Origin of the sequence: Streptomyces sp. V4I2, from assembly GCF_030817655.1 — a bacterium.
GTDB classification, from domain to species: Bacteria; Actinomycetota; Actinomycetes; order Streptomycetales; family Streptomycetaceae; genus Streptomyces; species Streptomyces plumbiresistens.
In genome coordinates this window covers 10,057,673-10,079,803 of sequence record NZ_JAUSZM010000003.1, presented here as the reverse complement: position 1 = coordinate 10,079,803, position 22,131 = coordinate 10,057,673, and the positions used below count along the sequence as shown (strand labels likewise).

Sequence of the window (22,131 nt, the reverse complement as noted above, 5' to 3'; positions counted from 1 at the left end):
TCGGGGTCAGTCGCGGTAGGAGTCGAGGTGCCAGACGCCGGCCCGGTCCAGCTTGACCGAGCCGTTCTCGGCGAAGACCTCGACTCCCCGGCTGGCGGGGTCGGGGAAGATCTGGTCGGTGATCACCGCTTCACCGCTGCCTCCGAAGACCTCGACGGACGACCAGTCGACGAGGATCCGCAGCTTCACCTTGCCGTTCTTGGGCTGCAGCGGGGCTCGCTGGACGCCGGGGAAGGTGCTGTTGAAGTCCACGGCGCCGGAGCGGGTCCGGTCGACGTACAGCTCCCGTGTCGTGGTGTCGTATCCGATGACGGTCTCCTCGCCGCCCGCGCCGGTGCGCACCTTGAGGCCGAAGCGTTCGGCGTCCTTGAGGGAGAAGGTCGCTTCGATGTCGAGTGCCTTGCCCTTGGCCGCGGGGCCGATCAGGGGCTTGGTGGTGTTGTTGACGGTGACGCCGGTCGCCGTCGCCGGGCTGTTCCGCCGCAGAGTCTCCAGGCTGTCGACCGGCTTGCTGGTGAGCCGGATCTGACCGTTGATCGTGCGTAGGGCCATCTCGCGGGGGATGCTCTGCGTACCGCGCCAGGGGGAGGTGGGAACGGCGCCGCTGTAGTCCCAGTTGTTCATCCAGCCGATCATGTACCGCTTGTCGCCCGGTGCGTTCTCCCAGGACACCGCCGCGTAGTAGTCCTTGCCGTAGTCGGCCCAGTCGGCGCGCTGCACGACGGACTTGGCGGCCGTGTCGGCGGTGGTGAACTGGTCGGCCATGATGTGGCCCCAGCCGGCGGTGTTCATGTCGACGATCTGGATACGTGCCTGCTTGCCGGCGTAGGGACGCAGGTCGAAGGAGGCCCAGTCCAGGGTCTCGCTGTTGGAGCCGGTGGCGCTGCGGACGATCTCGCCGTCGACGATCAGATTGACGGACGTCTCCTGGGAGACGGGCTGGGCCTCGGTGTCGGACAGCATGATGTGGTCGACGTTGAGGTGGCCCCAGCCGCCGGTGTTGTCGTCGACGATCCTGATCTGCCCCTTCTTGCCGGCGAGGTCGCCGACGTCCCAGGACGCCCAGTTGAGCGCCTCGGCGTCCTTTCCGGTGGCGCTGCGCACCACTTGGCCGTCGACGAGGAGTTCGACGGCGGTCGGGCCGGCGGCGCCGACGGGGTGGTTGCCGCCGCCGATGAGGAAGTTCAGGTGCTTCTTGTCGATGGTGAATTCGGGTGAGGTGAGGGTGCCGGTGGTGGAGTCGCCGTTCAGGTAGGTGTTGACCAGGCCTTCGCCCAGGAACCCGGAGACCTCTTGCTGGTTGGGGAGGGTGCCGGTGGCCGGTGCCGGGCCGAAGGCGTCTCCGGTCGTCGTCCAGTCGCCGTAGCCGGCGCCCTCGAAGTCGGCGAGGACCGTGCCCTCGGGCGGCGGTCCCTGCTCCATGACGGTTCCGGGCTCGTGCGGGTGCCGTCCGCCGCCGACCTTGAAGTTCACGTAGGAGCTGTCGACGGTGAATTCGGGTGAGGTGAGGGTGCCGGTGGTTCCGTCACCCGAGTGAAAACTGTTGGCGAGGCCCTTGCCGTCGAACCCGTCGACGGTTCCCTGCCCGGCCAGTGCCCCGGCCGCCGGTCCGTCGCCGTACGCCGTGCCGGTGGTCGTCCACGTACCGAAGCCGGTGCCCTCGAAGTCCTGGACCACCGTGCCGCTGGGCGGGGTGTAGGTGCCCTTGTCGTCGGCGGTGAACTTCTTGCCGTCGAAGTCGCCGATGAAGTACTGGGCGGCCGAACCACCGGCGATTCCACCGGGGTTGATGTTGACGACCAGGACCCACTTGATGGTGTTCTCGTCCCCGTCGACCGCGAGAGGGTACAGGTCGGGACACTCCCACACGCCGCCCGTCGCGCCGGCCGGCCCGAACTCGCTGAGCAGGTCCCAGTCCTTGAGGTTCTTCGACGAGTAGAACTGCACCTTGTGCTCGGTGGACAGCGACACCGTCATCAGCCAGCTCTTGGTCGGTGCGTACCACTGGACCTTGGGGTCGCGGAACTCTTTGGAGCCGATGTCGAGGACGGGATTGCCCTGGTACTTGGTCCAGGTGCGGCCGCGGTCGGTGCTGTAGGCGAGCGCCTGCGCCTGGGTGCCCGTGTCCTTGGCGAAGCTGGTGTATATCGCCACCATGGGCGGGTTCTTCTTCGTGCCGAACCCGGTGGTGTTGTTCCAGTCGACGACCGCGCTGCCGGAGAACACCATCTCCTCGTCGTCGTGCGCCAAGGCGAGCGGCAGCTCCTTCCAGTGCACGAGGTCCTTGCTCACCGCGTGTCCCCAGGACATGTCGCCCCACGAGTTGCCGTTGGGGTTGTACTGGTAGAAGAGGTGATATTCGCCCTTGAAGTACACAAGGCCGTTGGGGTCGTTCATCCAGTTCTTCTCCGGCGTGAAGTGGAACTGGGGCCGGTAGGTCTCGGAGTACGGCGGGGTGTCGGCAGCGACGGCCTGGGGCGCCGGCGGGGCGGCGGACAGGGCGCAGACGGTCGCCACCGCCGCGATCATCCGTGTGCGGGCATGCCGGGATACACGTCCAGAACTCATGGTGTCTCCTGTGCCGCGGCCGACCACGCAGCGGAGCCTGCTGTTCGGCGTGGGACCGACCGAAAAGTGACACCTTGCCGACGCCGTCGTCCGCGGCGTCGGCAAGGAGTGTCATCGTTGACTTGTGTCATCGATGACATCGAGTGGCCCGATGATGGGGGCAACTCGGCCGGTGCGTCAACCGGTTCGGGGTTGATGTGCTCCAACACGGCGCGGACGCCTGCCATACGGCCTCAGCCGTGGTGAGCCGCGCCAACTGGCGGAGGCCCACGGGCGGACAACGGCCGCGGGACGTTGCCGATTTGTGACGCGTACAGGGCATTGACGTTTCCGGAAGACGGGGGCCATCATCCTCGCCATGCGGTGTCAACGATGACATAAGTCAACGATGACACCTCGGGACGGCATGCTCCGATGCCGGCCGCGCCGCTCGCAATCCCGCAGGAGTCGTTCATGCCTCGCACCGCTCGTCTGCCCCTTTCCCTCCTCAGAGCCGCTGCGTGCACGGGCATCGCGGCCCTCACCCTGACGGCCTGCGGATCCGGCTCCGGATCGACGTCCGCCGGCACCGGTTCAGGCGACGTCAAGGTCGGTCTCATCACCAAGACCGACACCAATCCCTTCTTCGTGAAGATGAAGGAGGGCGCGGAGAAGACCGCGAAGGCCGAGGGCGTCACGCTCATGACCGCGGCCGGCAAGTTCGACGGCGACAACGCCGGTCAGATCACGGCCCTCGAGAACATGGTCGCCTCCGGCGTGAAGGGCGTCCTGATCACCCCGAGCGACTCCAAGGCCATCGTGCCCGCGATCGCGAAGGCCCGCGCCAAGGGCGTCCTGGTCATCGCCCTGGACACCCCGCCCGAGCCGGAGAGCGCGGTCGACGCCCTCTTCGCCACCGACAACCTCAAGGCCGGCGAGCTGATCGGCGAGTACGCCAAGGCAGCCATGAAGGGCAAGACCGCCAAGATAGCCACCCTCGACCTCGCACCGGGCGTGTCCGTCGGCGTCCAGCGGCACGACGGCTTCCTGAAGGGCTTCGGCATCGACGAGAAGGACCCGGCGGTCGTCTGCTCTCAGGACACCGGAGGCGACCAGGCCAAGGGCCAGACGGCGATGGAGAACTGCCTCCAGAAGGAGCCCGGCATCAACGTCGTCTACACCATCAACGAACCGGCCGCACTCGGCGCTTACACCGCGATCAAGGCCAAGGGCCGGGAGAAGGACGTCCTGATCGTCTCCGTGGACGGCGGCTGCACCGGGACCCAGGCGGTCAAGGACGGCACGATCGCCGCCACCTCCCAGCAGTATCCGCTGAAGATGGCCGCCGAGGGCGTCAAGGCCGTCGTGACGTACGCCAAGGACGGCAAGAAGGCGTCCGGTTACACCGACACGGGTGTCACCCTGATCTCCGACAAGCCGCAGGACGGCGTCACGTCCAAGGACACCGCCTACGGCCTGGAGAACTGCTGGGGCTGAGCCGCCTTCGAGGCCCGTACGCCTCCGCCTCTTCCTTTTGCGGGGCGGCCGTCCCTTCCTCCCTGACCGGGGGACGGCCGCCTGTCCTCTTGTCCTCCGACCAGGGCGGGCAACGACCTCCGTCTTCCGACAAGGATTTCGCATGACAGCCACGACCACGCCGTACGCCGAGCTCAAAGCACCGACGACAGCCCGCAGACTGCTCACGGCACCGACCACCGGCCCGTTGGTCGCCCTTCTCCTGGCCTGCGCCTTCTTCTCCCTCTCGACCGACCAGTTCCTCACTGGCGGCAACTTCTCGCTCATCGTGCAGCAGGTCATGGTCGTCGGCACTCTCGCCATCGGACAGACCCTGATCATCCTCACCGCGGGCATCGACCTGTCGTGCGGTGCCGTGATGGCGTTCGGCAGCATCGTGAACGCCAAGATGGCCGCCGAAGGATCCCTGCCCCCGCTCGTCGCCATCGCCCTGGGCCTGGTCGTCTGCGGCGGGTTCGGTCTGCTCAACGGGCTGCTGGTGCAGAAGATCCCGCTGCCGCCGTTCATCGTCACCCTCGGCATGCTCAACGTCGCGTTCGCGCTGACCCACATCTACTCCGAGGAGCAGACGGTCACCAACCTGCCCGGCCCGCTGACGGCCCTCGGGCAGACCTTTCCGCTCGGCCGCACCGACATCACGTACGGCTCCCTGGTCACCATCGCCCTGTTCCTCCTCCTCGCCTACGCGCTGAGCAGCACCGGCTGGGGCCGGCACGTCCACGCGCTGGGCGACAGCCCGGAAGCGGCGCGCCTGAACGGCATCCGCACCTCCCGGCTGACCATCGGCGTCTACACCGTGGCCGGCCTCCTCTACGGCATCGCCGCCCTGCTGCTCATCTCCCGCACCGGAGTCGGCGACCCCCAGGCGGGACAGACCGACAACCTCGACAGCATCACCGCCGTGGTCCTCGGTGGCACCAGCCTCTTCGGCGGACGCGGATCGGTCCTGGGCACCTTCATCGGCGTCCTCATCGTCGGCGTCTTCCGCAACGGCCTGCAGCTGATGGGTGTCGCCTCCATCTACCAGACCCTGATCACCGGAGTCCTGGTGATCCTCGCGGTGACCATCGACCAGCTCTCCCGGAAGAAGGCCCGATGACCGCCACCTCCTCCCCCGCCCCCGTCCTGCAGGCCCGCGGGCTGGTCAAGCGCTACGGCCACGTCACCGCCATCGACGGCGCCGACTTCGACCTGCTGCCCGGCGAGGTCCTCGCCGTCATCGGCGACAACGGAGCCGGCAAGACCAGCCTGATCAAGGCCCTCACCGGCGCGCTGACCCCCGACGCGGGCGAGATCCGCCTCCACGGCGAACCCATCACCTTCTCCGGGCCGCAGAGCGCACGCGCCCACGGCATCGAGACGGTGTATCAGGACCTCGCCGTGGCCGCCTCCATGGACATCGCCTCGAACGTGTTCCTCGGGCGCGAGCTGCGCCGCCCCGGGGTCCTCGGCAGTGTCCTGCGCATGCTGGACAAGAAGCGCATGCGCCAGGAGGCCGCCGAGCACATGTCCGATCTGAAGATCGGCCTGCGCTCGCTGACGCAGTCGGTCGAGACGCTCTCCGGCGGACAGCGGCAGGCCGTCGCGGTCGCCCGTTCCGTCGCCTGGGCCCGCAGCGTCGTCGTCATGGACGAGCCCACCGCCGCCCTCGGCGTCAAGGAGTCCGGGCAGGTCCTGGACCTCATCCGCCGCGTCCGGGACAAGGGCATGCCGGTCGTCCTGATCAGCCACAACATGCCGCACGTCTTCGAGATCGCCGACCGGATCCACGTCCACCGACTGGGCCGACGAGCCGCCGTGATCAAGCCCTCCGACTACTCCATGGCGGAGGTCGTCGCCATCATGACCGGCGCGCTCACCGTCGACGAGGCCGGAGATACTGTCGTAGCGGATTCCAAAGCGGCGAAGGCCGCGGGCGTCCAGGCCAACTGACGTACCACTGAAGCACGCACGGATTCCGGCCGAGGCCGCGGCCGGAACCGACGAGCACAGGAGACCGTTTCCTCCATGGCAGCGAACCGCCGCCCCACCCTGGCAGACGTCGCCCGAGAAGTCGGCGTCAGCGCCAAAACCGTCTCCCGCGTCCTCAACGAGGACGGGCCCGCCTCGACGCGGACCAGAGAACAGGTCCTCGCCGCCGTGGCCAAGCTCGGCTTCCAGCCCAACCTCATGGCCCGCAACATCCGCGTCGGCGGACCCGACACCACCGTCGGACTGGTCATCCCCGACCTCGGCAACCCCTTCTTCGGAGCCGTGGCCCGGAGCATCGAGGACACCGTCCGCGATCGCGGCCTGACCCTGCTCATGGGTTCCTCCGCCGACGATCCCGACCGCGAACGCGCGCTGACGGACAAGTTCCTCGCCCGCCGCATCAGCATCCTGATGGTCGTGCCGTCCGTCGGCGCCGACCACTCCCATCTCAAGACGCACCGCGCCGCCGGACTGCCCGTCGTGTTCCTCGACCGCCCGGGAGTAGGCCTGTCCACGGACAACGTCGTCAGCTCCAACCGCGCAGGCACCCACGACGGCGTCGCCCACCTGATCGCCCACGGCCACCGGCGCATCGGCTTCATCGGCGACCTTCCCACCAAGCTCTACACCCGCCGCGAGCGCATGGCCGGATACCGCACGGCCCTGCAGGAAGCCGGCCTTCCCTACGACCGCTCCTTGGTCACCAACGCCCACGACCGGCACGGGGCCTGCGCCGCGACCGACCAGCTCCTGGACCTGCCGGATCCTCCCACCGCCCTGTTCGCCGGCAACAACATCGTCGCGCTGGGGATCATCACCGAACTCGCCCGCAGCAAGCGCAGGGACGTCGCCGTCGTCGCCTTCGACGACGTGGAACTCGCCGAGGCACTCGAACCGGCCCTGACCGTCGTCGCCCAGGACCCCGAAGACATCGGCAGAGCGGCGGCGACCACAGCCCTGGCCCGCCTGGACGGCGACCGCTCTCGCGCCCGCACCCTCACCGTCCCGACCCGCCTGATCGTCCGGGGATCGGGAGAACGGCTTGCTCCGGTGCTGCAGGAAAGCTGACCCTCTCGGCGGACTGCTACTGACCAGAGGCGGGTGTCAGGTCTGCCCTCGGCGCGACTGGATCAGCACCCACGCGCGCTCTCGGAGCGCGTCTGTGAACCTGTCAGCCCGACGTGGTCCGCCCAGTTTCGGCGAAGGGTCCCCTGCCGCGATGAGTTCCGGCCAGGTCGCGAGTCTGTTCTGGTGAGCGTCGTGGCGCGTCGTACGACGCTGCCCGGCACGAGCCACCACGGAGGACACCATGACGACCACGCCGAGTGACCCGACCACCGCCCTGCCCGGCCGCCCGCCCGTCGTTGACCTGGCCACCTGGCAGACCGCCCGTGACGAGGTTCTGGTCCGCGAGAAGGCGCACACCCGTGAGGGCGACGCGATCGCCGCGGCCCGGCGGCGGCTGCCGATGGTGGAGCTCGACGGGACGGTCGAGGTCGTCGGACCCGACGGCCCGGTCCCGTTCCTGGATCTGTTCCAGGGCCGCGACGAGCTCGTGGTCTACCAGCACATGTGGTACGACGGCGCGCCGCACCAGGGGCAGTGCGAGGGCTGCACCACCACGGCCTGGCACGTGAAGGACGCGGTCTACCTCAACGCCCGGGACGTCTCGTTCGCCGTCCTGACCACGGGCCCGTGGGACGAGGTGGCCTCCTACGTCGAGTTCATGGGCTACACCCAGCCCTGGTACTCGGTGCGCGACGTGGCCGCGCCGGTCGGCGGCGACATGGGCTACCTCACCTGCTTCCTGCGCGACGGCGACCGCGTGTTCCTCACCTACTCCACGACGGGCCGTGGCAACGAGCGGGTCAACGGGTCTCTCGGCCTGCTCGACATGACGCCCTACGGCCGCGGCGAGGCGTGGGAGGACAACCCCGAGGGCTGGCCCGAGGGGCGCAGCCCCTGCTGGTCCTGGCGCTCGGACGCGGACGGGAACGCCACCTGGGGCCCGACCAGCCGCCCCGTACCGCAATGGACCCGCCCCGGTGCGACCCCCGTGGAGACCCTCGGCCGACACGGCCACCACCACTGACGCGCCTTGTCGACGGCATCGGCACGAGATGTCAGGTAGTGCATGCAGGCGCCGTCCAAGGCCAGTACTCATCACGCCCTGCTCACCGCCGGGGAGGTGATCGTCCCTCGCGGCGGCACTTTCGTGGCCGTCAAAAGCGGTCCGGGGAGAGGGAGTTGCCGACACGCGCGTGGACGGTGGGCGTGAGGCAGATCGAGTTCGCGTGGGCGTCGGGCCCCGAGAGCGGGAGGAGATTCCCGCCAGGGCGCCGCGCTGTCCGTCTGCGCAAGGCGTCCTTCCGCGGCCGCTCGCGGTGCGGGATCATGCCCACCAGTGGCAGCGACCGGTGTCACCGCGGGGCTGGGGCGCGAGAACGGGGTGCACCAAATGAAGGCGCTGGGGCGGAGACTGAGACGGGGGCTGGGGCTGGGGCCAGGTGCTCCAACGGCCCTCGAGCCGCCGTCGGATGGCGCACAGGTCAGCGGCCCGGACATCGTGAGCGCCGGCCCGGAGAGACAGCTGTGGGCCTTCTCCCCGGGCCGATGGAGCATGTCGACGCCGGCCGTGGCGGACGGCGGCGTGCACGTCAGCAGCGGATCGGGACTGTACGCCCTGGACGCGGCGACCGGACAGGAGCAGTGGCGGTTCGTCACCAGTGGCGATCGGATCAAGGTCTTGGCGCCGACGGTGGCCGATGGGGTTGTGCACTTCGGAACCGGTCACGCCGACGGTCTCGCCTACGCGATGGACGCGCTCACCGGGCGTCAGATCTGGCAGGTCGCCACCGGTGCCCCCGTGACCTCGCGCCCGGCGGTGGTCGACGGAGTGGTGTACCTCAGCAATGAACAAGGCCTGTCGGCTCTCGACGCCGCCACCGGCGAACGGCGGTGGGTGCTGGCGGGCAACCCGGTGCTCGGGAGTCCAACGGTGGCCGACGGTGTGGTGTACGTGCACATCGGTGGGTCGAAGGAGGACAAGGGTGTCCATGCCCTGGACGCCGCCACCGGAGAGAAGCGCTGGAGATTCACCACCGGCCGCGAGTGGAACGAGGACTCAAGACCGGCGGTCGCCGACGGAAGCGTCTATGTCACCAGTCATAACAGCCTGCACGCGGTTGACGCGCTCAGCGGCCGGGAGCGGTGGGCATTTGACGCGGACCACTACCTGACCTCGACTCCCGCGGTCCGGGGCGACAGAGTGTACGTCGGCAGTTGGGACCACCACTTGTACGCGGTGGACGCCGACATCGGGGAGCTGTACTGGAAGTTCCCCACCGAGGGGGCGGTGGCGTCCTCGCCGGTCCTGGCCGACAGCCTGGTCCACTTCGGTTGCTGGGACAACACCCTGTACACGGTGGACGCCGCCACCGGCGCGTCACACGCCACGTTCACCGCCGGCGACTGGGTGGGCTCACCGACGGTCGCGGACGGCGTGGTCTACGTCGGCACCCGCGACGGTCACCTCTACGCTCTGCGGTCCTCGGCCCTCGAACAGTCCCGGGACGCCACGAACTGATTCCCCATGATGCCTGTCATCGGGCGGGCATAGGGTTCCGCGCATGAAATCGTTGATCACTGCCGTCCGCGAGCATGACGAAGCTGCGAGTTTCCTCGCTTGGCCGGGCGATTTCGACCTGGCCCGAAGCGACCATGTCGAGGATGTTCACCTCGCCTCGGGCGCCGCGCTGGGAGGGATTCGCCGGCGACGGCGCCGGGGGCACCTTCTTCTTCTGCGGCGAAGGTGACGAGGAACGTCCCGTCTTGTATGCGGACTCCGAGGGAGGTGCGGCGCTGGTTGCGATCGGCCTGCCCGAACTTCTGCGGCTCCTGCTGGTCGCCCCTTGGTGGCGCGACTGCCAAACGTTCACCGCGGAGGAAAGCCGCAAGCTCGAGGCCGAGTACCTGGAGGAGATGCCAGACCTCGTGCCCCGACGGGACCGTGCCGCCGCGGCCCTTGGCCTTGCCCTTGCCGCTGAAGGGGACGTCTTGGCCCGCTTGCGGGAGGTGGCACTCGGGATCGGAAAGGACTTCGCCCTGATCTTCACGCCGGAGGGCGAGCCCTACGATCCTCTCTTCGAGGGCTGAGAGGCATCGTGGTGGCAGACGGCAGAAGCCGTTCACGACAAAGGATGAGCCAGCAAGTGCGCAGCGGGGCCCATCGAGGTACAGGACCGGCTCCCTCCGGCAACCTCCACTCCCTGAGCGCTGTCGGCTGACCCGGGCGATGTCCGAGCAGTTCCGATCGAACACGAGCGGTGGCCGCGCTCGGTGCGGCGAGCCCCGAAGGTGCTCACAGCCGGAAAATGAGTATGCGACTGCGCGGCCTCAACCGATCATGTGGGTATGACCGGTCAACTGGCGATCAGTATCTTGACTTTGCAGCATAGGATTCCGGATGACTGGGCGGCGGATCCCTGGGCCGAGGTGCGGCCTCTGATCGACGGCGTAGATGTTCTGAAGGAGGTCCACCCGGAAGGGCTGGCACCCAGTCGCCGATACTGGAGGGGGCCCGCCGAGAGCTGGCCGCTGGCGGTCACGGAGGAACCTCGCAGAGTCATGATCGCCGAGCCGACCTGCACGGCCGGCTGCTGCGGCGCTCTGTACGTCACCATGCGCAGCGAGGGCGATCGGGTGATCTGGGACGCCTGGGAAAACACCAGCGACATCACCGCCGTGCCGACGGACTTCCGCTTCGATTCCCTCCAGTACGAGACTGAACTCGCCCGGGCCGCAGCGGATCGCAGCTGGGAAGAGCCGGTGGACACCGTCGCCCGGCTCCTCGAGCAGACCCTTGCGGACAGTGGCTGGTTCGAGCGCTGGCACTGCGTCCTCACGAGTGTCTCGCCCCGACGCGAGGAGCCCGGCGTCCCCGCGGAGCTCACCAGCCCCGAGGGTGTTGACGTCGAGTTCCACCAGGTCCGGGGACCGGGCGAGCGTACGAATTCCTACGGGTACGAGTTGTTCGTCACCCGCGACCAGTCCCTGGAAGAGCAGGTCCGGCGGCTCGCGGACCGCATTCTGGCGGACGATCCGCGGAAGACTGCTGAGATCCGAGAATACTGAGGACCAACTACTGCCGCGACCGGATGAGTTCGCCGGGTCGGTGAACGAGGAGCGGCCGCCGGCGGGCAGGAGGGATGCGGCGGATCGTGCTGCTGCCGTGCTGTCCGAGATGCTTCCGCTCAACGAGCTGGTGTACGGCTGGCCGATGGGGTTCGCGCGCCGGAGCGGAGCCTTACGTGATCACGCCAGGCGCGCGCCTTGCGTATGGAGCATACGATGTTGCCTATGACGCAAGACAATGGTGAGCTCGACAGCCTCGTACGCAAGCGGATCCGCGCACTGCGCGTGGCACAGGGCTGGTCCCTCGACGAGCTGGCCACCCGCGCCCGGCTCAGCCCGTCCACGCTCAGCCGTATCGAGAACGGTCAGCGCCGCCTCGCGCTTGATCAACTCGTCACCCTCGCCCGCGCCTTGGACACCTCACTCGACCAGCTGGTCGAGACGGCCAGCGACGATGTCATCTCCAGCCCGATGATCGACGCGGCCCGCCGGCGGATGCAGTGGCCCGTCCGTGCAGACCCGGGTATGACCGTTGTACGTCAGCGCATGACAGACCCGCCGCCCGACAGCCCCTCGCGTCTGCGTGCCCACCCCGGCCGTGAATGGCTCGTCGTCCTCTCCGGTACGGCCGTCCTGCTGTTGGGCAACCGGCGCTTTCGCGTGGAGACCAACCAGGCCGCGGAGTTCCCGACGATGCTCCCGCACGCCATCGGCGCCGAGGGCGGGCCGTGCGAGGTCTTGGGGATCTTCGACCGGGACGCCCGCCGCGGCCACCAGCGCGACGAGGGCACCGATGACGCGAGCCGCCCGTCTCCGTGAGGACACCGCCCCTCAGCCGCGTCTCCGGGCGGCAAGGGGTCGTATCAAGCCGCAGCGTCGAGGGCTTCTTGCGCAGCCGGCACGCCAAGCGGCCATCGTCTTGCCGTTTCGGGAAGCGGCAGCGCCGCACGCCCGTGATTCTCTTAGCGTCGTCGGCATGACTCACACACCCCCGCGCGCATCGCACGACCACGAACCGCACGCGGCCCACCAGCACGGAGCGGACCACGACGCCGACGGCCAGGCGGAGATCCTCGACCTGGACGCTGAAGTGCTCGCCGAGCACATCGCCTCCATCACCGCATGGCTGCCCGTCGGAGCCGGCCCTCGTCACATCGTGGATCTGGGCTGCGGAACCGGGACCGGCACCTTCGCACTGCTCGAGCGCTTCCCCCATGCCGAGGTGACCGCCGTCGACACCTCGACCAGCCACCTGCATCGCCTGTTCGAGAAGGCCACGAAACTGGGCCTGGCCGACCGGGTACACCCCGTCCAGGCCGACCTCGACGCGACTACTTGGCCCGACCTCGGCACGCCCGAACTCGTCTGGGCATCAGCCTCCATGCACCACATGGCCGATCCCGACCGCACCCTGCGCCAGGTCCACGACACGCTCGCGCCGGGCGGGCTGTTCGCCGTCGTCGAACTGGCAGGCTTCCCGAGGTTCCTGCCCGAAGACGCCCCCGAAGACCGCCCCGGTCTCGAGGAACGCTGCCACGCCGCACTCGACCGGCACCACGCCGAACACGTGCCGCACCGCGGCGCCGACTGGGGATACAAGCTCACCGCTACCGGCTTCACCGTCGAGGCCGAACGCACCATCACCGTGCACATCGGCCCACCCCACACCGACGCAGTCGGCCGCTACGCGCTCAACAGCCTGCGCCGCATGCGCAGCAGGGTCGCCCGGACACTGACAGCCGAGGACCTCACCGCCCTCGACCGGTTGCTCGACACCGACAGCCCCCACAGCATCCTGCGCCGCGGCGACCTGACGGTCCGAACCGAACGCATGGTGTGGGCCGCACGACGCACCTGAAGGCGCCATGCCGAGCTCAGTAGACGAAAGCCGCGGTCCGACGGGTCACCACCATAGGCAGAGAGTTCGGCCTCATCGTTCCCTTGACCAGCGGCGTGACCGTCACATCGGTGGCGTGTCGCAACCGCCAGTGCCGGAGCACCGTCGCCACGATCAGCGGAACCTCCGTAAGGCCGTACACATCACCGATGCACTTGCGGGTTCCGACCCCGAAGGGCATCTGCGCTTGCTTCTGCTCGGCCGTCACCCGGTCGGGCAGCCACCGGTCGGGATCGAAACGATGAGGAGAGGGGAACGCCTTCGGATCACGGTGGAGGCAGTACAGGCTGAACACCACATCCGCGTGAGCGGGAATCCGATACCCGCCGATCGTTGCCGGGCGGGTGGTGACACGGCTGAGGAGCCAGAACGGCGGGTACAGACGCAGGACTTCGGTCAGGACGCGTCTGAACACCGGCAGGTTCCCCAGGTCCTGGGCGTTGAGTTGCCGATCTCCGACCGTACGGCGCAGTTCTTCGAGGACGGCTCCTTCCGCGTCGGGGTTCTCGGCCAGGCTGTGCAGCAGCCACGCGGCCGCGCTGCCGGTGGTCTCGATGGCGGTCATCAGCATGCTGATGACCTGCTCCTTGAGTTCGGTGTCGGTCAGCGTGGCACCGGTGTTCTCGTCGGTCGCGTGCATCATCGCGGACAGCAGGTCGCCGCGGTCCCGCCCGTCGGCGCGATAGGTGCGGATCTCCCTGCGGATGATGCGATGGATGCCGCTCAGGGCGGTGTCGAACGCGATGTTGATCGGCAGCGGCACCTTGTGCACCCAGGCAGCGGGGATGAACATCCGTCGGTACAGCCCTGCCAGCATCGGCGGGAAGAGCCGTTGGATCTCCTGCGCCGCGTGCGCGGCGCCGGGCCCGGAGAACAGTGTCCTGGTGACGACTTCGGCAGCCAACCGGTGCATGGTCCGCACCATTTCCAGTTGCTGCGCATCGCTCCAGGAGCGCGCCAACGTGTCGGCACACTCCTCCATCACCTTGGAGTACTCCACGATCCTGCGGTGGTGAAAGGCTGGTTGCAGAATCGGACGCTGCACCTTGTGGTCCGCGGTGGGACACGTCGCCACACCATTGCCCGCCAGGGACCGCACCCCCTCGATGAAGATCCCGCCCTTGTCGAAGGTGACCGGGTCGTTGAGCAACTGCCGTACCAAGTCCGGCCTGGTGACCAGATGAAGGGGCTTCGTGCCCACGCGTACCACCGCCACGCCGACGTGGCGGTGCTGCCGTTCGAAGAAGAGCAGCGGATCTCGCAGGATCTGCCACAGGTGTCCGGCCAGCGGCATGGCGCCGGGTAGCACCGGCGGGACGATGGCCTCTGAGGCCGTGGTAGCGGCGGGACTCGTAGTGCCAGGCGACGTTTCCGGCCATCATGTGGCCCACGCCTTCCAGGTACCGGTCCACGGCGCCGCCCAGCGGATGGTCCTGGTAGCGGGCCCGCAGCACTCGGGACAGACAGGTGTACTCGTCGTCGGCGTCCCTGAGCTGTTCCAACAGGACGTCCACGGCACCCTGCACGGTCAGGCCGTGGTGGTGCATCAGCGACAGCAGCAGGTTCATACCGTCGCCGGAGATCATTTCCTTGCGCAGCGAGAACAGGTCATTGACCAGTACCACGTGTGCCCCCGCGACGCGCCACACGCCGGCCAGGTCGGGGTCCTGTGCCATCACGCCGGTCAGGTCGACGCCCAAGCCATGTTCGATGGGCACCATGACCGTCTCCCCGCCGGTGGATATGCGGCGCAGCGGGAAACAGACATCGGGGTGGGCGGGGTATCCGGTGGCACGTATGGCGTTCTCCATGGCCAGCGCCTCGGCCCAGCGCCGCTGGGTGCGCGCGTGCCGGTTCCGGATCCCCGCGGGCATCGCACTGGTCAGGTCCGCCCAGACGTCTTTGTAGGCGGTGGAGTAGGGGCTCGCATCGAGACCTGTGCCGTCGAGCATCCGCATGAACTCCCCGTAAGCACCCCATTCATGGACAGCCATGTCATCGAGGGCGAACAGCAGTGTGTACAGCCGGCTGATGCCGCCGATCCGGTCGGCTGCGGCGGTGGGGTAGCACCAGCACGACCAGCGAGGAATCTTCTGCCTGAGGAACGCGTCCCTGCTCTGCTTGTCCGTGAAGGGCACCGATGCCTGCAGCCAGGCGTGGTCGGCGTCCGTCACGGCTTCGTGTCCGGGGTGCAGCCGTGCCTGCCCCGGGTACGGAATCGTGCCGATGCGGATACGTGTCCCCAGAGCCAACGCCATCGCATACCTTGCCATGCTCCGCCTTGTCGGTGGGCTTCGGCAGTGGTGGAGACAGAGCGTTGCAGCGTCGGCAACCGTGGAGGAAGGCGTTCACCGAGGCGCGTGGTGGGCCGGCGCGGCTCGCCCTCTCGTCCACGCGCCGTCATGGATCCCCGTGTCAGGAAACGGTCCCGCGCCCGGGCCGTGGCCGCGTCGTCGCCGCTGGTAGCGCGGGTGCCCGTGAGGAGGCTGACGTAGCCGTGGCGGAAGATGTCGAAGGTGTGGCCCGCCGCGCAACGCAGTGCGCCACGGTCGGAGTGCAGACGGGTACGGCACCTCGGGCAGCGCAGCAGGTCGAGGAACGGTTCGAGGGCAGGGGGAAGCAACACGGGCACGCGGCACTCCTGGCAACGGTGACGGGAAGGGACCGTGCCTGCGCACGCTCAGGAAGTCGCAGCCCCCGGAGGGGACGGACCCGGCGCCCGGGCCGCCTCGTACGGGCAGCACCGGGAAGGAGGTTCACGCAGCAGGCACGCCAAGGAGGGCGACGCCGTCCGGCATCGCCCTCAATGCCTCCCGGTCACAGGAAGCAGTAGTGCGGGGTGCTCAGGAATGCCACGCCACGATTCTACGAGCTTCAACGCAGGTGCCGGGCGCCGCCGACGACGTCAAGAGGACACGGCCCAGTGCCGGATGGAACCTCAACGCCGGGCGTGGCGGATCGTCAATCGTCCGAATTCCATGGCCCCAGAGATACGGATCGTCGGCCCGCCCGGGCGGGAATGCAGCCGGACCTTGTAGCGCACGTCCTTCCACCCAGTGCGCAAACCCTCGACGTCAACGACCGCGTCGCGAGGCACCGTGATCTTGACCCTGCCGGTGCCGAGCTGCAATTCGATGTCGACTACCGGATGCTCGATGACCGCCTGGGACAGATCCAGGCGCACCCTCCCGAACGCGGACTCGACCTTGAGGAACCGAGGTACCCGCCATACGCCGCGCCGCTTGATCCGTCCGCCAGCGACGGCGATCGTTGACGTGGCGCCCGGCTGCTCTTCCGGGAGTGAGGCCAGAGCCGACACGAGCTCGCTCTGCGCCTTGGCGGTAAGCACACGGTGGAGGCGTTCGTCCAACTCCTCGTCCGTGATGAGCCCTTCGGCGTACGCCTCCTGCAGGCGACGCACGGCCGTGTCGCGGTCGTCTTCGCCGATCAGCGACGGCGAGTCTTCCGGTAAGGGGGGCACCGTTTCACCGTACTGCCGTGCCGACGATGCGAACGCGCCAAGGTCCGTGGTCGCTTCCCTCCGCCGGCAACGCCTCGGCTGGAGTGACGAGCTTGACGGCAACGGCCTCGCAGCGAGCCCTGATGGCGAGAGACCGGCCGGGACGGGGGCCGCCGGCACAGACCCGGGCGCTGCACCGCTGTCCGCGGCGGCGCCACGGCGACGCCCGCCACCCCGACGTGCCCGCCTCCCAGCGCAGAGCACGCGCCCGCATCCGCAGCGAAAGGAGCGGACGCTCTCTCGCACCCGCAGCCCGACACCGCCTGGCGGCCAGTGACTCAGAAGCCTCGGAAAACGCCGTCGTCGTCGACGGCGGCCTGACCCTCGCCCGGGTCCTGCACGTCCACGGCATCTCCGCAACGGTCTACGAGGCCGACCCCACAGCACAGTTCCGCACGCAGGGCGGCCAGCTCGACATCCATGAGGACGACGGACAGCGCGCGCTCGCCGACGCCGACCTCACCGACGAGTTCCGCGCGATCATCCACGAAGGCGCTGAGGCGGCGCGCGTGCTCGACCAACACGGCAAGCTGCTGTTCGACGCGCCCGACGACGGCACTGCGCGGCGTCCCGAAGTGCTTCGCGGCGACCTGCGCCGGATCCTGCTCGATTCTCTGCCCGACCGGACGGTCCAGTGGGGCCACAGGGTCACCGGTGTCCGGCCCCTCGGCGATGGCCGACACGAGCTGACCTTCGCCGACGGCGCGACCGTGACCAGCAGTCTCCTCGTCGGCGCCGACGGCGCCTGGTCGAAGATCCGCCCACTGCTCTCCGACGCCAAGCCCGAGTACGTCGGCACGACGTTCATCGAGACCTACCTGTTCGACGCCGACGAGCGGCACAGCGCGACGGCCGAGACGGTCGGTGTGGGCGCGATGTACGCACTGGCCCCGGGTAAGGGGATCATCGCGCACCGCGAGGCGGGGAACATCCTGCACACGTACGTCGAGCTGAACCGCTCCGCCGAGTGGATCGCCGCCATCGACTTCACCGACGCCGCCGCCGCGACCGCTCGGGTCGCGGCCGAGTTCGACGGATGGGCTCCGGAGCTCACCGCGCTGATCACCGACGGCGAGACCGCTCCGGTCGCGCGCATGATCCACACACTCCCGGACGGACACCGATGGGAGCGCGTGCCCGGAGTGACGCTCCTCGGCGATGCCGCCCACCTGATGCCGCCGTCCGGTGACGGCGCGAACCTGGCGATGTTCGACGGCGCCGAACTCGGTAAGGCAATCGCCGCTCTCGCCGACGACTTCGAGACGGCACTCACCGCCTACGAGGAGGCGCTGTTCGCGCGCACCGAACCCTTCTATGCCGACGCGCACGAAATGCTGGACCTCTGTCTCGGCGACCGCGCACCGTTCGCATTCATCGACCTCTTCAACGGTGGTCCCCGGCCTCAGAACGAGACACAGGAGCAGCTCTGAGCGCTGGTTCGGTGACCCGCGTCACACCCGCCTCCTGTCAGCAATCGGAGCGCCGTCTCGTTCAAGGGGCACGCGAACGAGACAGGAGCAACGCCATGAAGCACCGCATCGTCGTACTCGGCGCCGGATACGCCGGGGCCTTCGCCGCCGGAAACCTGGCCCGTCGGCTCTCCCCCGCCGACACCGAGATCACCGTCGTCAACGCCGTGCCCGACTTCGTTGAGCGGATGCGGCTCCACCAGCTCGCGATCGGCCAGGACCTCACGTTCCGCAAGCTCGCCGACGTGTTCGCGGGCACCGGGGTGCGGCTCCGCCTGGCGCGCGTCACCGGCGTCGACCCCGAGCGCAGGACCGTCGCCGTGACCGGCGAGGACGGCGAGGACGGCGAGCTCACCTACGACACGCTTCTCTACGCGCTCGGCAGCTCCGTAGCCCACCATGGCGTCCCCGGCGTGGCCGAGTACGCCTTCGATGTGACCGGCCGGTCCTCGGCGCTGCGTCTGCGCGAGCGCCTGGCCGGCCTGGGCGAGGGCGGCACCGTGCTGGTCGTCGGTGAGGGGCTGACCGGCATCGAGACCGCCACCGAGTTCGCCGAGTCCCGGCCCGACCTCTCGGTCGCGCTCGCCGCCCGCGGCGAACTGGGCGCCTGGCTCTCCCCGAAGGCTCGCCGTCACCTGCGCCAGGCCTTCGACCGGCTCGGCATCACCGTCCACGAACACACCGCTGTCGAAGCCGTCGAGCCGACACGGGCGATCGCCGGCGGTGTCGCCGGGCCGTACATCCCGGCCGATGTGACCGTGTGGTCGGCCGGGTTCGCCGTACACCCCATCGCGGCCGCCAGCGGCCTGGAGGTCGCCGAGACCGGCCAGATCGTCGTCGACCGCACCATGCGCTCGGTCTCGCACCCGGACGTCTACGCCGCCGGTGACTGCGCCTACGCGATCGGCGAAAACGGCCGGCCGCTGCCGATGTCCTGTGCCTCGGCCGGGTTCACCAACATGCAGGCGACCGCCGCGATCATCGCGCGCCTGACGGGCAGCGAGGTCCCAGCCACCGGGCTGAAGTACTACGGCAACCACATCAGCCTCGGGCGGCGGGACGCGATCTTCCAGATGGTGGACGAGGACGTCCGGTCGAAGTCCTGGTACCTGGGCGGCCGGACCGCCGCGCGGCTCAAGTCGGGCGTACTCAAGGGGGCCGGGTGGGGCATCGCCCACCCGACCTTCGGCATGCCGAAGCGCAAGCGTCGCCTGGCCACCGCCCCAGACCGGGCCGGTGTAAGGGTCGCCGCATAGGCTGCTCCGCATGGACAGCGCAGCCATCGATCGGTTCGAGGCCAGCCGGGGCCGGCTGGCCTCGCTGGCGTACCGTCTGCTCGGCTCGGCCGCCGACGCCGAGGACGCCGTGCAGGACACGTTCCTGCGCTGGCAGGCCGCGGACCGCGAACGGGTCGAGGTGCCGGAAGCCTGGCTCACCAAGGTCGTCACCAACATCTGCCTCGACCGGCTCCGCTCGGCGCAGGCGCGCCACGAGCGAGCAGCCGGCGCCTGGTTGCCCGAGCCGCTCCTCGAGGGCGACCCGATGCTCGACCCTGCCGACACCTTCGAACAGCGCGAATCGGTGTCCTTGGCCGTACTGACCCTCTTGGAGCGCCTCTCGCCGGTCGAGCGGGCCGTCTACGTCCTGCGTGAGGCCTTCTCGTACAGCCACGCCGAGATCGCCGGGATCCTCGACATCACCGAGTCCGCGAGCCAGCAGCATGTCCACCGCGCTCGGATCCGGGTCGCCGCCGAGCGCCGCCGCGGCGGCCAGGCCGACCCCGCGTCCGCGCGCCGGGTCGTCGAGGAGTTCCTCGCCGCCGCCATGTCCGGGCGCACGGAACGGCTGGTGGCGCTGCTCACCGACGACGTGACGGCGGTCTCGGACGGCGCCGGACTGGCCAAGCGGCTGTTGCGGTACAAGACGCGTGAGCGGGTCGCCTCCTACGTGCGGGCCGGCTTCAAGCCCACGCCGGCGAAGCGGCGGCTGGCCGGCGGCTCGCCCGCGATGCATATCGCGTGGGTCAACGGCTCCCCGGCCGTCCTCGCCGTGGTCGACGACCGGGTCGTGGGCGCCGTGGCGTTCGAAGTCAGCGACGGCAAGGTCGCGTCCCTGCGCGGCATCGCCGCCGCAGACCGGCTCGTGCGCCTCAACGAGGCCTGGCGGCAGCAGGAACCCGACGCGCCGGTCATCAACGCATGGTGACCGGAGCCAGCAGCGTGTCAGCGCCCTGCAACGGCTGCGATCCGCCCTGACCGAGGGCGGGACGGCGGTAGGAGCCGCCGCCATCATCGCTTTGCTGGACCGAGCGGTCTCTCTGCTCGGAGGCTGGCGACACGTCGGACCGGCTTCCCACTCCCACACCAGCCGGCCCGGCAGACAGTGCCCTCGCCGGGGAGCTCGGGCGAGCGCCGGCCGGGCCGCTGTTGTTCAGAGGGCGTTCTGCGACTGTTCGACGGGCTCTCGGGACACCTGGTCCTTGGCCGGTACGCGGTCGATGATCCAGATGTTGCGACCCCTATCGACCAGGAATGCCCACAGGGCGAGCACGAGCGCGCCTGCTGCCACGACGAGGGCAGCCAGGAGGGCTCCTTCGACGCCGTGAGTTTCCGCGAAGCCGCCGGAGACCGCCTGTCCGGCGGCTGTCCCGAGGGGGCCGCCGGCGCACAGGACGGTCATGGCGATCGCAGCCCGGGCAGTGGGGCCAGCCGCTCGGTCAGGGCGTAGATGCTGATCATGTACGGCGCGACGGTGAAGCCGGCCAGCGCGACGGCGACCGGAAGGGACACGAGCTGGGCGCCGATGAAGAGGATCAGCATGCCGCCGAAGAGTGCCGTGGCGAACGAGACGTAGCGGGCGCGCAGGGAGAACCGCTGTGGGAGCCAGGCGCAGGCGAGGCCGGCCAGGGCACTGCCGATGCCGAACTCGGCGTACAAGAGCCCGGAGGCGCCGGGCTTGTCGATCGTGCCGGCGTACACGGTGACGGCCGTCTGGACTGCTCCGAAGACCGCCCCCATGGCAACCATCGCCAGGAACATGACGGCCAGGGGACGACGTGGCAGGTGTGCGCCTTCTCGTGCTCGCCTGAAGAGGGTCGGTGCGTGGAGCGGTGGGCGTAGAGCAGTGCGAAGGGAAGGGTGCTTCCCGCGATCAGGAACATGGTCGCCACGGCGGGGGCAAGGGGGCTGAGTGCGGCCAGCAGCCCGACGAGCGCGGGGCCGGCGACGAAGCTCAGCTCATCCGCGGATGCCTCATAGGACAGCGCCACGGGCAACAAATGGTGCGCGTCGTGCGAGCGCACCAGACGGGACCAGTGCACTCGTACGAGAGGACCGACTTGAGGTTGCGTCAGGCCCACCAGAGTGGCCGCCGCGAACATGCCCTCCCGGGTGCCGTGACTCGCGACCAACAGGGCGGCCCAGGCAGCGAAGTTGGCGAGTGCGGCAGCAACGCCGACGGCTCGGTGGCCGTGGCGATCCGCCAGGGCCCCCACCAGGGGGCCGCCGATGGCAATGGCGATGCTCTGGGCCGCGCTGGCGAGGCCGGCGAAGGCGTAGCTGCCGGTCGATGCCTGGAGCAGGATGAGACTGGCGAGGGCCGAGGCCGCGTATGGCAGGCGGGCGGAAAATCCCAAGGGGAAGAAGCCGGCGCCCGCAACGCGCAGCAGAGAGCGGTATGACACTGATGTCTCCATCGGGCACGTCGAGGAGACGCGCCTCCCAGCCACCAACGCGTCGACGAGCCCGATTCTGCTCGTCAACGTAGCGGAGGCGGCTGAGGGCTGTACAGGAGCCTTCAGCTGAAGTGAGTTGAACGGTAAGACCGCAGGGGGCCTTGTCCAGCGAGGCGACCTATGCGGCGGCTGAGCTGCGGGCAGACGGCCAAGAGGAGCGCAAAATTGGGCAGGGGGCCGATCGCCGCGATCGTCACGGGTGACTCTGCGGTGTCCAGCACACCGGCCAGTGATTCGACGGCGGGCCGGGAATCCTCGGCATGCGCCGGATGGGGGCGAGCCGGACGCTCCCCCGAGACCGTCCTTGCCGTGAGCGCATTCCGCA

General features: G+C 69.1%; 17 protein-coding genes and 3 pseudogenes. 13 read left to right on the top strand and 7 right to left on the bottom strand.

Annotation, left to right across the window (positions count from 1 at the left end; genetic code table 11):
- Window positions 1–6: 6 nt before the first annotated feature.
- Window positions 7–2,568 (bottom strand): GH32 C-terminal domain-containing protein, encoded by a 2,562-nt coding sequence (locus QFZ76_RS47120; protein WP_307679461.1) that lies wholly within the window; start codon window positions 2,566–2,568, stop codon window positions 7–9.
- Between the two features lie 453 nt (window positions 2,569–3,021).
- Here QFZ76_RS47120 and QFZ76_RS47115 point away from each other — a divergent pair, with 453 nt between their 5' ends.
- From QFZ76_RS47115 to QFZ76_RS47070, 10 genes are all read left to right on the top strand, one after another.
- Entirely contained in the window at window positions 3,022–4,044 is a 1,023-nt protein-coding gene (locus tag QFZ76_RS47115; protein ID WP_266446451.1) for a sugar ABC transporter substrate-binding protein, read from the top strand.
- 142 nt (window positions 4,045–4,186) lie between these two features.
- Complete coding sequence (locus tag QFZ76_RS47110; protein WP_307679460.1) at window positions 4,187–5,182, top strand: ABC transporter permease; 996 nt, start codon at window positions 4,187–4,189, stop codon at window positions 5,180–5,182.
- Window positions 5,179–6,015, top strand: coding sequence for an ATP-binding cassette domain-containing protein (locus tag QFZ76_RS47105; RefSeq protein ID WP_307679459.1), 837 nt, complete (start codon window positions 5,179–5,181; stop codon window positions 6,013–6,015). Before QFZ76_RS47110 ends, QFZ76_RS47105 begins: the two co-directional genes overlap by 4 nt.
- Before the next feature lie 75 nt (window positions 6,016–6,090).
- Window positions 6,091–7,122 (top strand): LacI family DNA-binding transcriptional regulator, encoded by a 1,032-nt coding sequence (locus tag QFZ76_RS47100; RefSeq protein WP_307679458.1) that lies wholly within the window; start codon window positions 6,091–6,093, stop codon window positions 7,120–7,122.
- A gap of 241 nt (window positions 7,123–7,363) precedes the next feature.
- A complete protein-coding gene (locus QFZ76_RS47095; RefSeq protein WP_307679457.1) occupies window positions 7,364–8,146 on the top strand; it encodes a DUF899 domain-containing protein in 783 nt (260 codons plus the stop codon).
- Window positions 8,147–8,512: 366 nt separating this feature from the next.
- On the top strand, window positions 8,513–9,640 hold the full coding sequence (locus QFZ76_RS47090; protein ID WP_307680341.1) for a PQQ-binding-like beta-propeller repeat protein: 1,128 nt from the start codon (window positions 8,513–8,515) through the stop codon (window positions 9,638–9,640).
- A gap of 74 nt (window positions 9,641–9,714) precedes the next feature.
- On the top strand, window positions 9,715–10,209 hold the full coding sequence (locus QFZ76_RS47085) for a hypothetical protein (RefSeq protein WP_307679456.1): 495 nt from the start codon (window positions 9,715–9,717) through the stop codon (window positions 10,207–10,209).
- 258 nt (window positions 10,210–10,467) lie between these two features.
- Window positions 10,468–11,187, top strand: coding sequence for a hypothetical protein (locus QFZ76_RS47080; protein ID WP_307679455.1), 720 nt, complete (start codon window positions 10,468–10,470; stop codon window positions 11,185–11,187).
- Window positions 11,188–11,412: 225 nt separating this feature from the next.
- Window positions 11,413–12,006: a helix-turn-helix domain-containing protein gene (locus tag QFZ76_RS47075; RefSeq protein ID WP_307679454.1), complete on the top strand. Its 594-nt coding sequence runs from the start codon at window positions 11,413–11,415 to the stop codon at window positions 12,004–12,006.
- A gap of 157 nt (window positions 12,007–12,163) precedes the next feature.
- The gene (locus QFZ76_RS47070; protein ID WP_307679453.1) at window positions 12,164–13,045 is read left to right on the top strand and encodes a trans-aconitate 2-methyltransferase; all 882 of its coding nucleotides are present in this window, start codon (window positions 12,164–12,166) and stop codon (window positions 13,043–13,045) included.
- A 16-nt stretch (window positions 13,046–13,061) separates the two neighbouring features.
- On the opposite strand, the gene QFZ76_RS47065 is transcribed toward QFZ76_RS47070, so the two are convergent.
- From QFZ76_RS47065 to QFZ76_RS47055, 4 genes and pseudogenes are all read right to left on the bottom strand, one after another.
- Window positions 13,062–14,393 carry a cytochrome P450 gene (locus tag QFZ76_RS47065; protein WP_307679452.1) on the bottom strand — a complete coding sequence of 444 codons (1,332 nt, stop codon included), beginning with the start codon at window positions 14,391–14,393 and terminating at the stop codon, window positions 13,062–13,064.
- 187 nt (window positions 14,394–14,580) lie between these two features.
- Window positions 14,581–15,342: pseudogene (locus tag QFZ76_RS52040) on the bottom strand (terpene synthase family protein); the annotation flags it as partial.
- Window positions 15,343–15,488: 146 nt separating this feature from the next.
- Window positions 15,489–15,716, bottom strand: a pseudogene (locus QFZ76_RS47060) (putative RNA methyltransferase); the annotation flags it as partial.
- Window positions 15,717–16,022: 306 nt separating this feature from the next.
- The gene (locus QFZ76_RS47055) at window positions 16,023–16,565 is read right to left on the bottom strand and encodes a DUF1707 domain-containing protein (RefSeq protein WP_307679451.1); all 543 of its coding nucleotides are present in this window, start codon (window positions 16,563–16,565) and stop codon (window positions 16,023–16,025) included.
- A 92-nt stretch (window positions 16,566–16,657) separates the two neighbouring features.
- Between QFZ76_RS47055 and QFZ76_RS47050 the strand changes: the two genes are divergently transcribed.
- The 3 genes from QFZ76_RS47050 to QFZ76_RS47040 all read left to right on the top strand — a co-directional run bounded on the left by QFZ76_RS47050 (window position 16,658) and on the right by QFZ76_RS47040 (window position 20,278).
- Entirely contained in the window at window positions 16,658–18,034 is a 1,377-nt protein-coding gene (locus tag QFZ76_RS47050) for an NAD(P)/FAD-dependent oxidoreductase (protein ID WP_307679450.1), read from the top strand.
- A 95-nt stretch (window positions 18,035–18,129) separates the two neighbouring features.
- Window positions 18,130–19,329, top strand: coding sequence for an NAD(P)/FAD-dependent oxidoreductase (locus QFZ76_RS47045; RefSeq protein ID WP_307679449.1), 1,200 nt, complete (start codon window positions 18,130–18,132; stop codon window positions 19,327–19,329).
- A gap of 10 nt (window positions 19,330–19,339) precedes the next feature.
- Entirely contained in the window at window positions 19,340–20,278 is a 939-nt protein-coding gene (locus QFZ76_RS47040) for a sigma-70 family RNA polymerase sigma factor (protein ID WP_307679448.1), read from the top strand.
- Between the two features lie 225 nt (window positions 20,279–20,503).
- Here the strand turns inward: QFZ76_RS47040 and QFZ76_RS47035 are convergent, their stop codons facing one another.
- Together QFZ76_RS47035 and QFZ76_RS52035 are read right to left on the bottom strand one after the other, a co-directional pair.
- Entirely contained in the window at window positions 20,504–20,752 is a 249-nt protein-coding gene (locus QFZ76_RS47035) for a hypothetical protein (protein WP_307679447.1), read from the bottom strand.
- Window positions 20,749–21,767: pseudogene (locus QFZ76_RS52035) on the bottom strand (MFS transporter). Before QFZ76_RS52035 ends, QFZ76_RS47035 begins: the two are co-directional and overlap by 4 nt.
- Window positions 21,768–22,131: the final 364 nt, after the last annotated feature.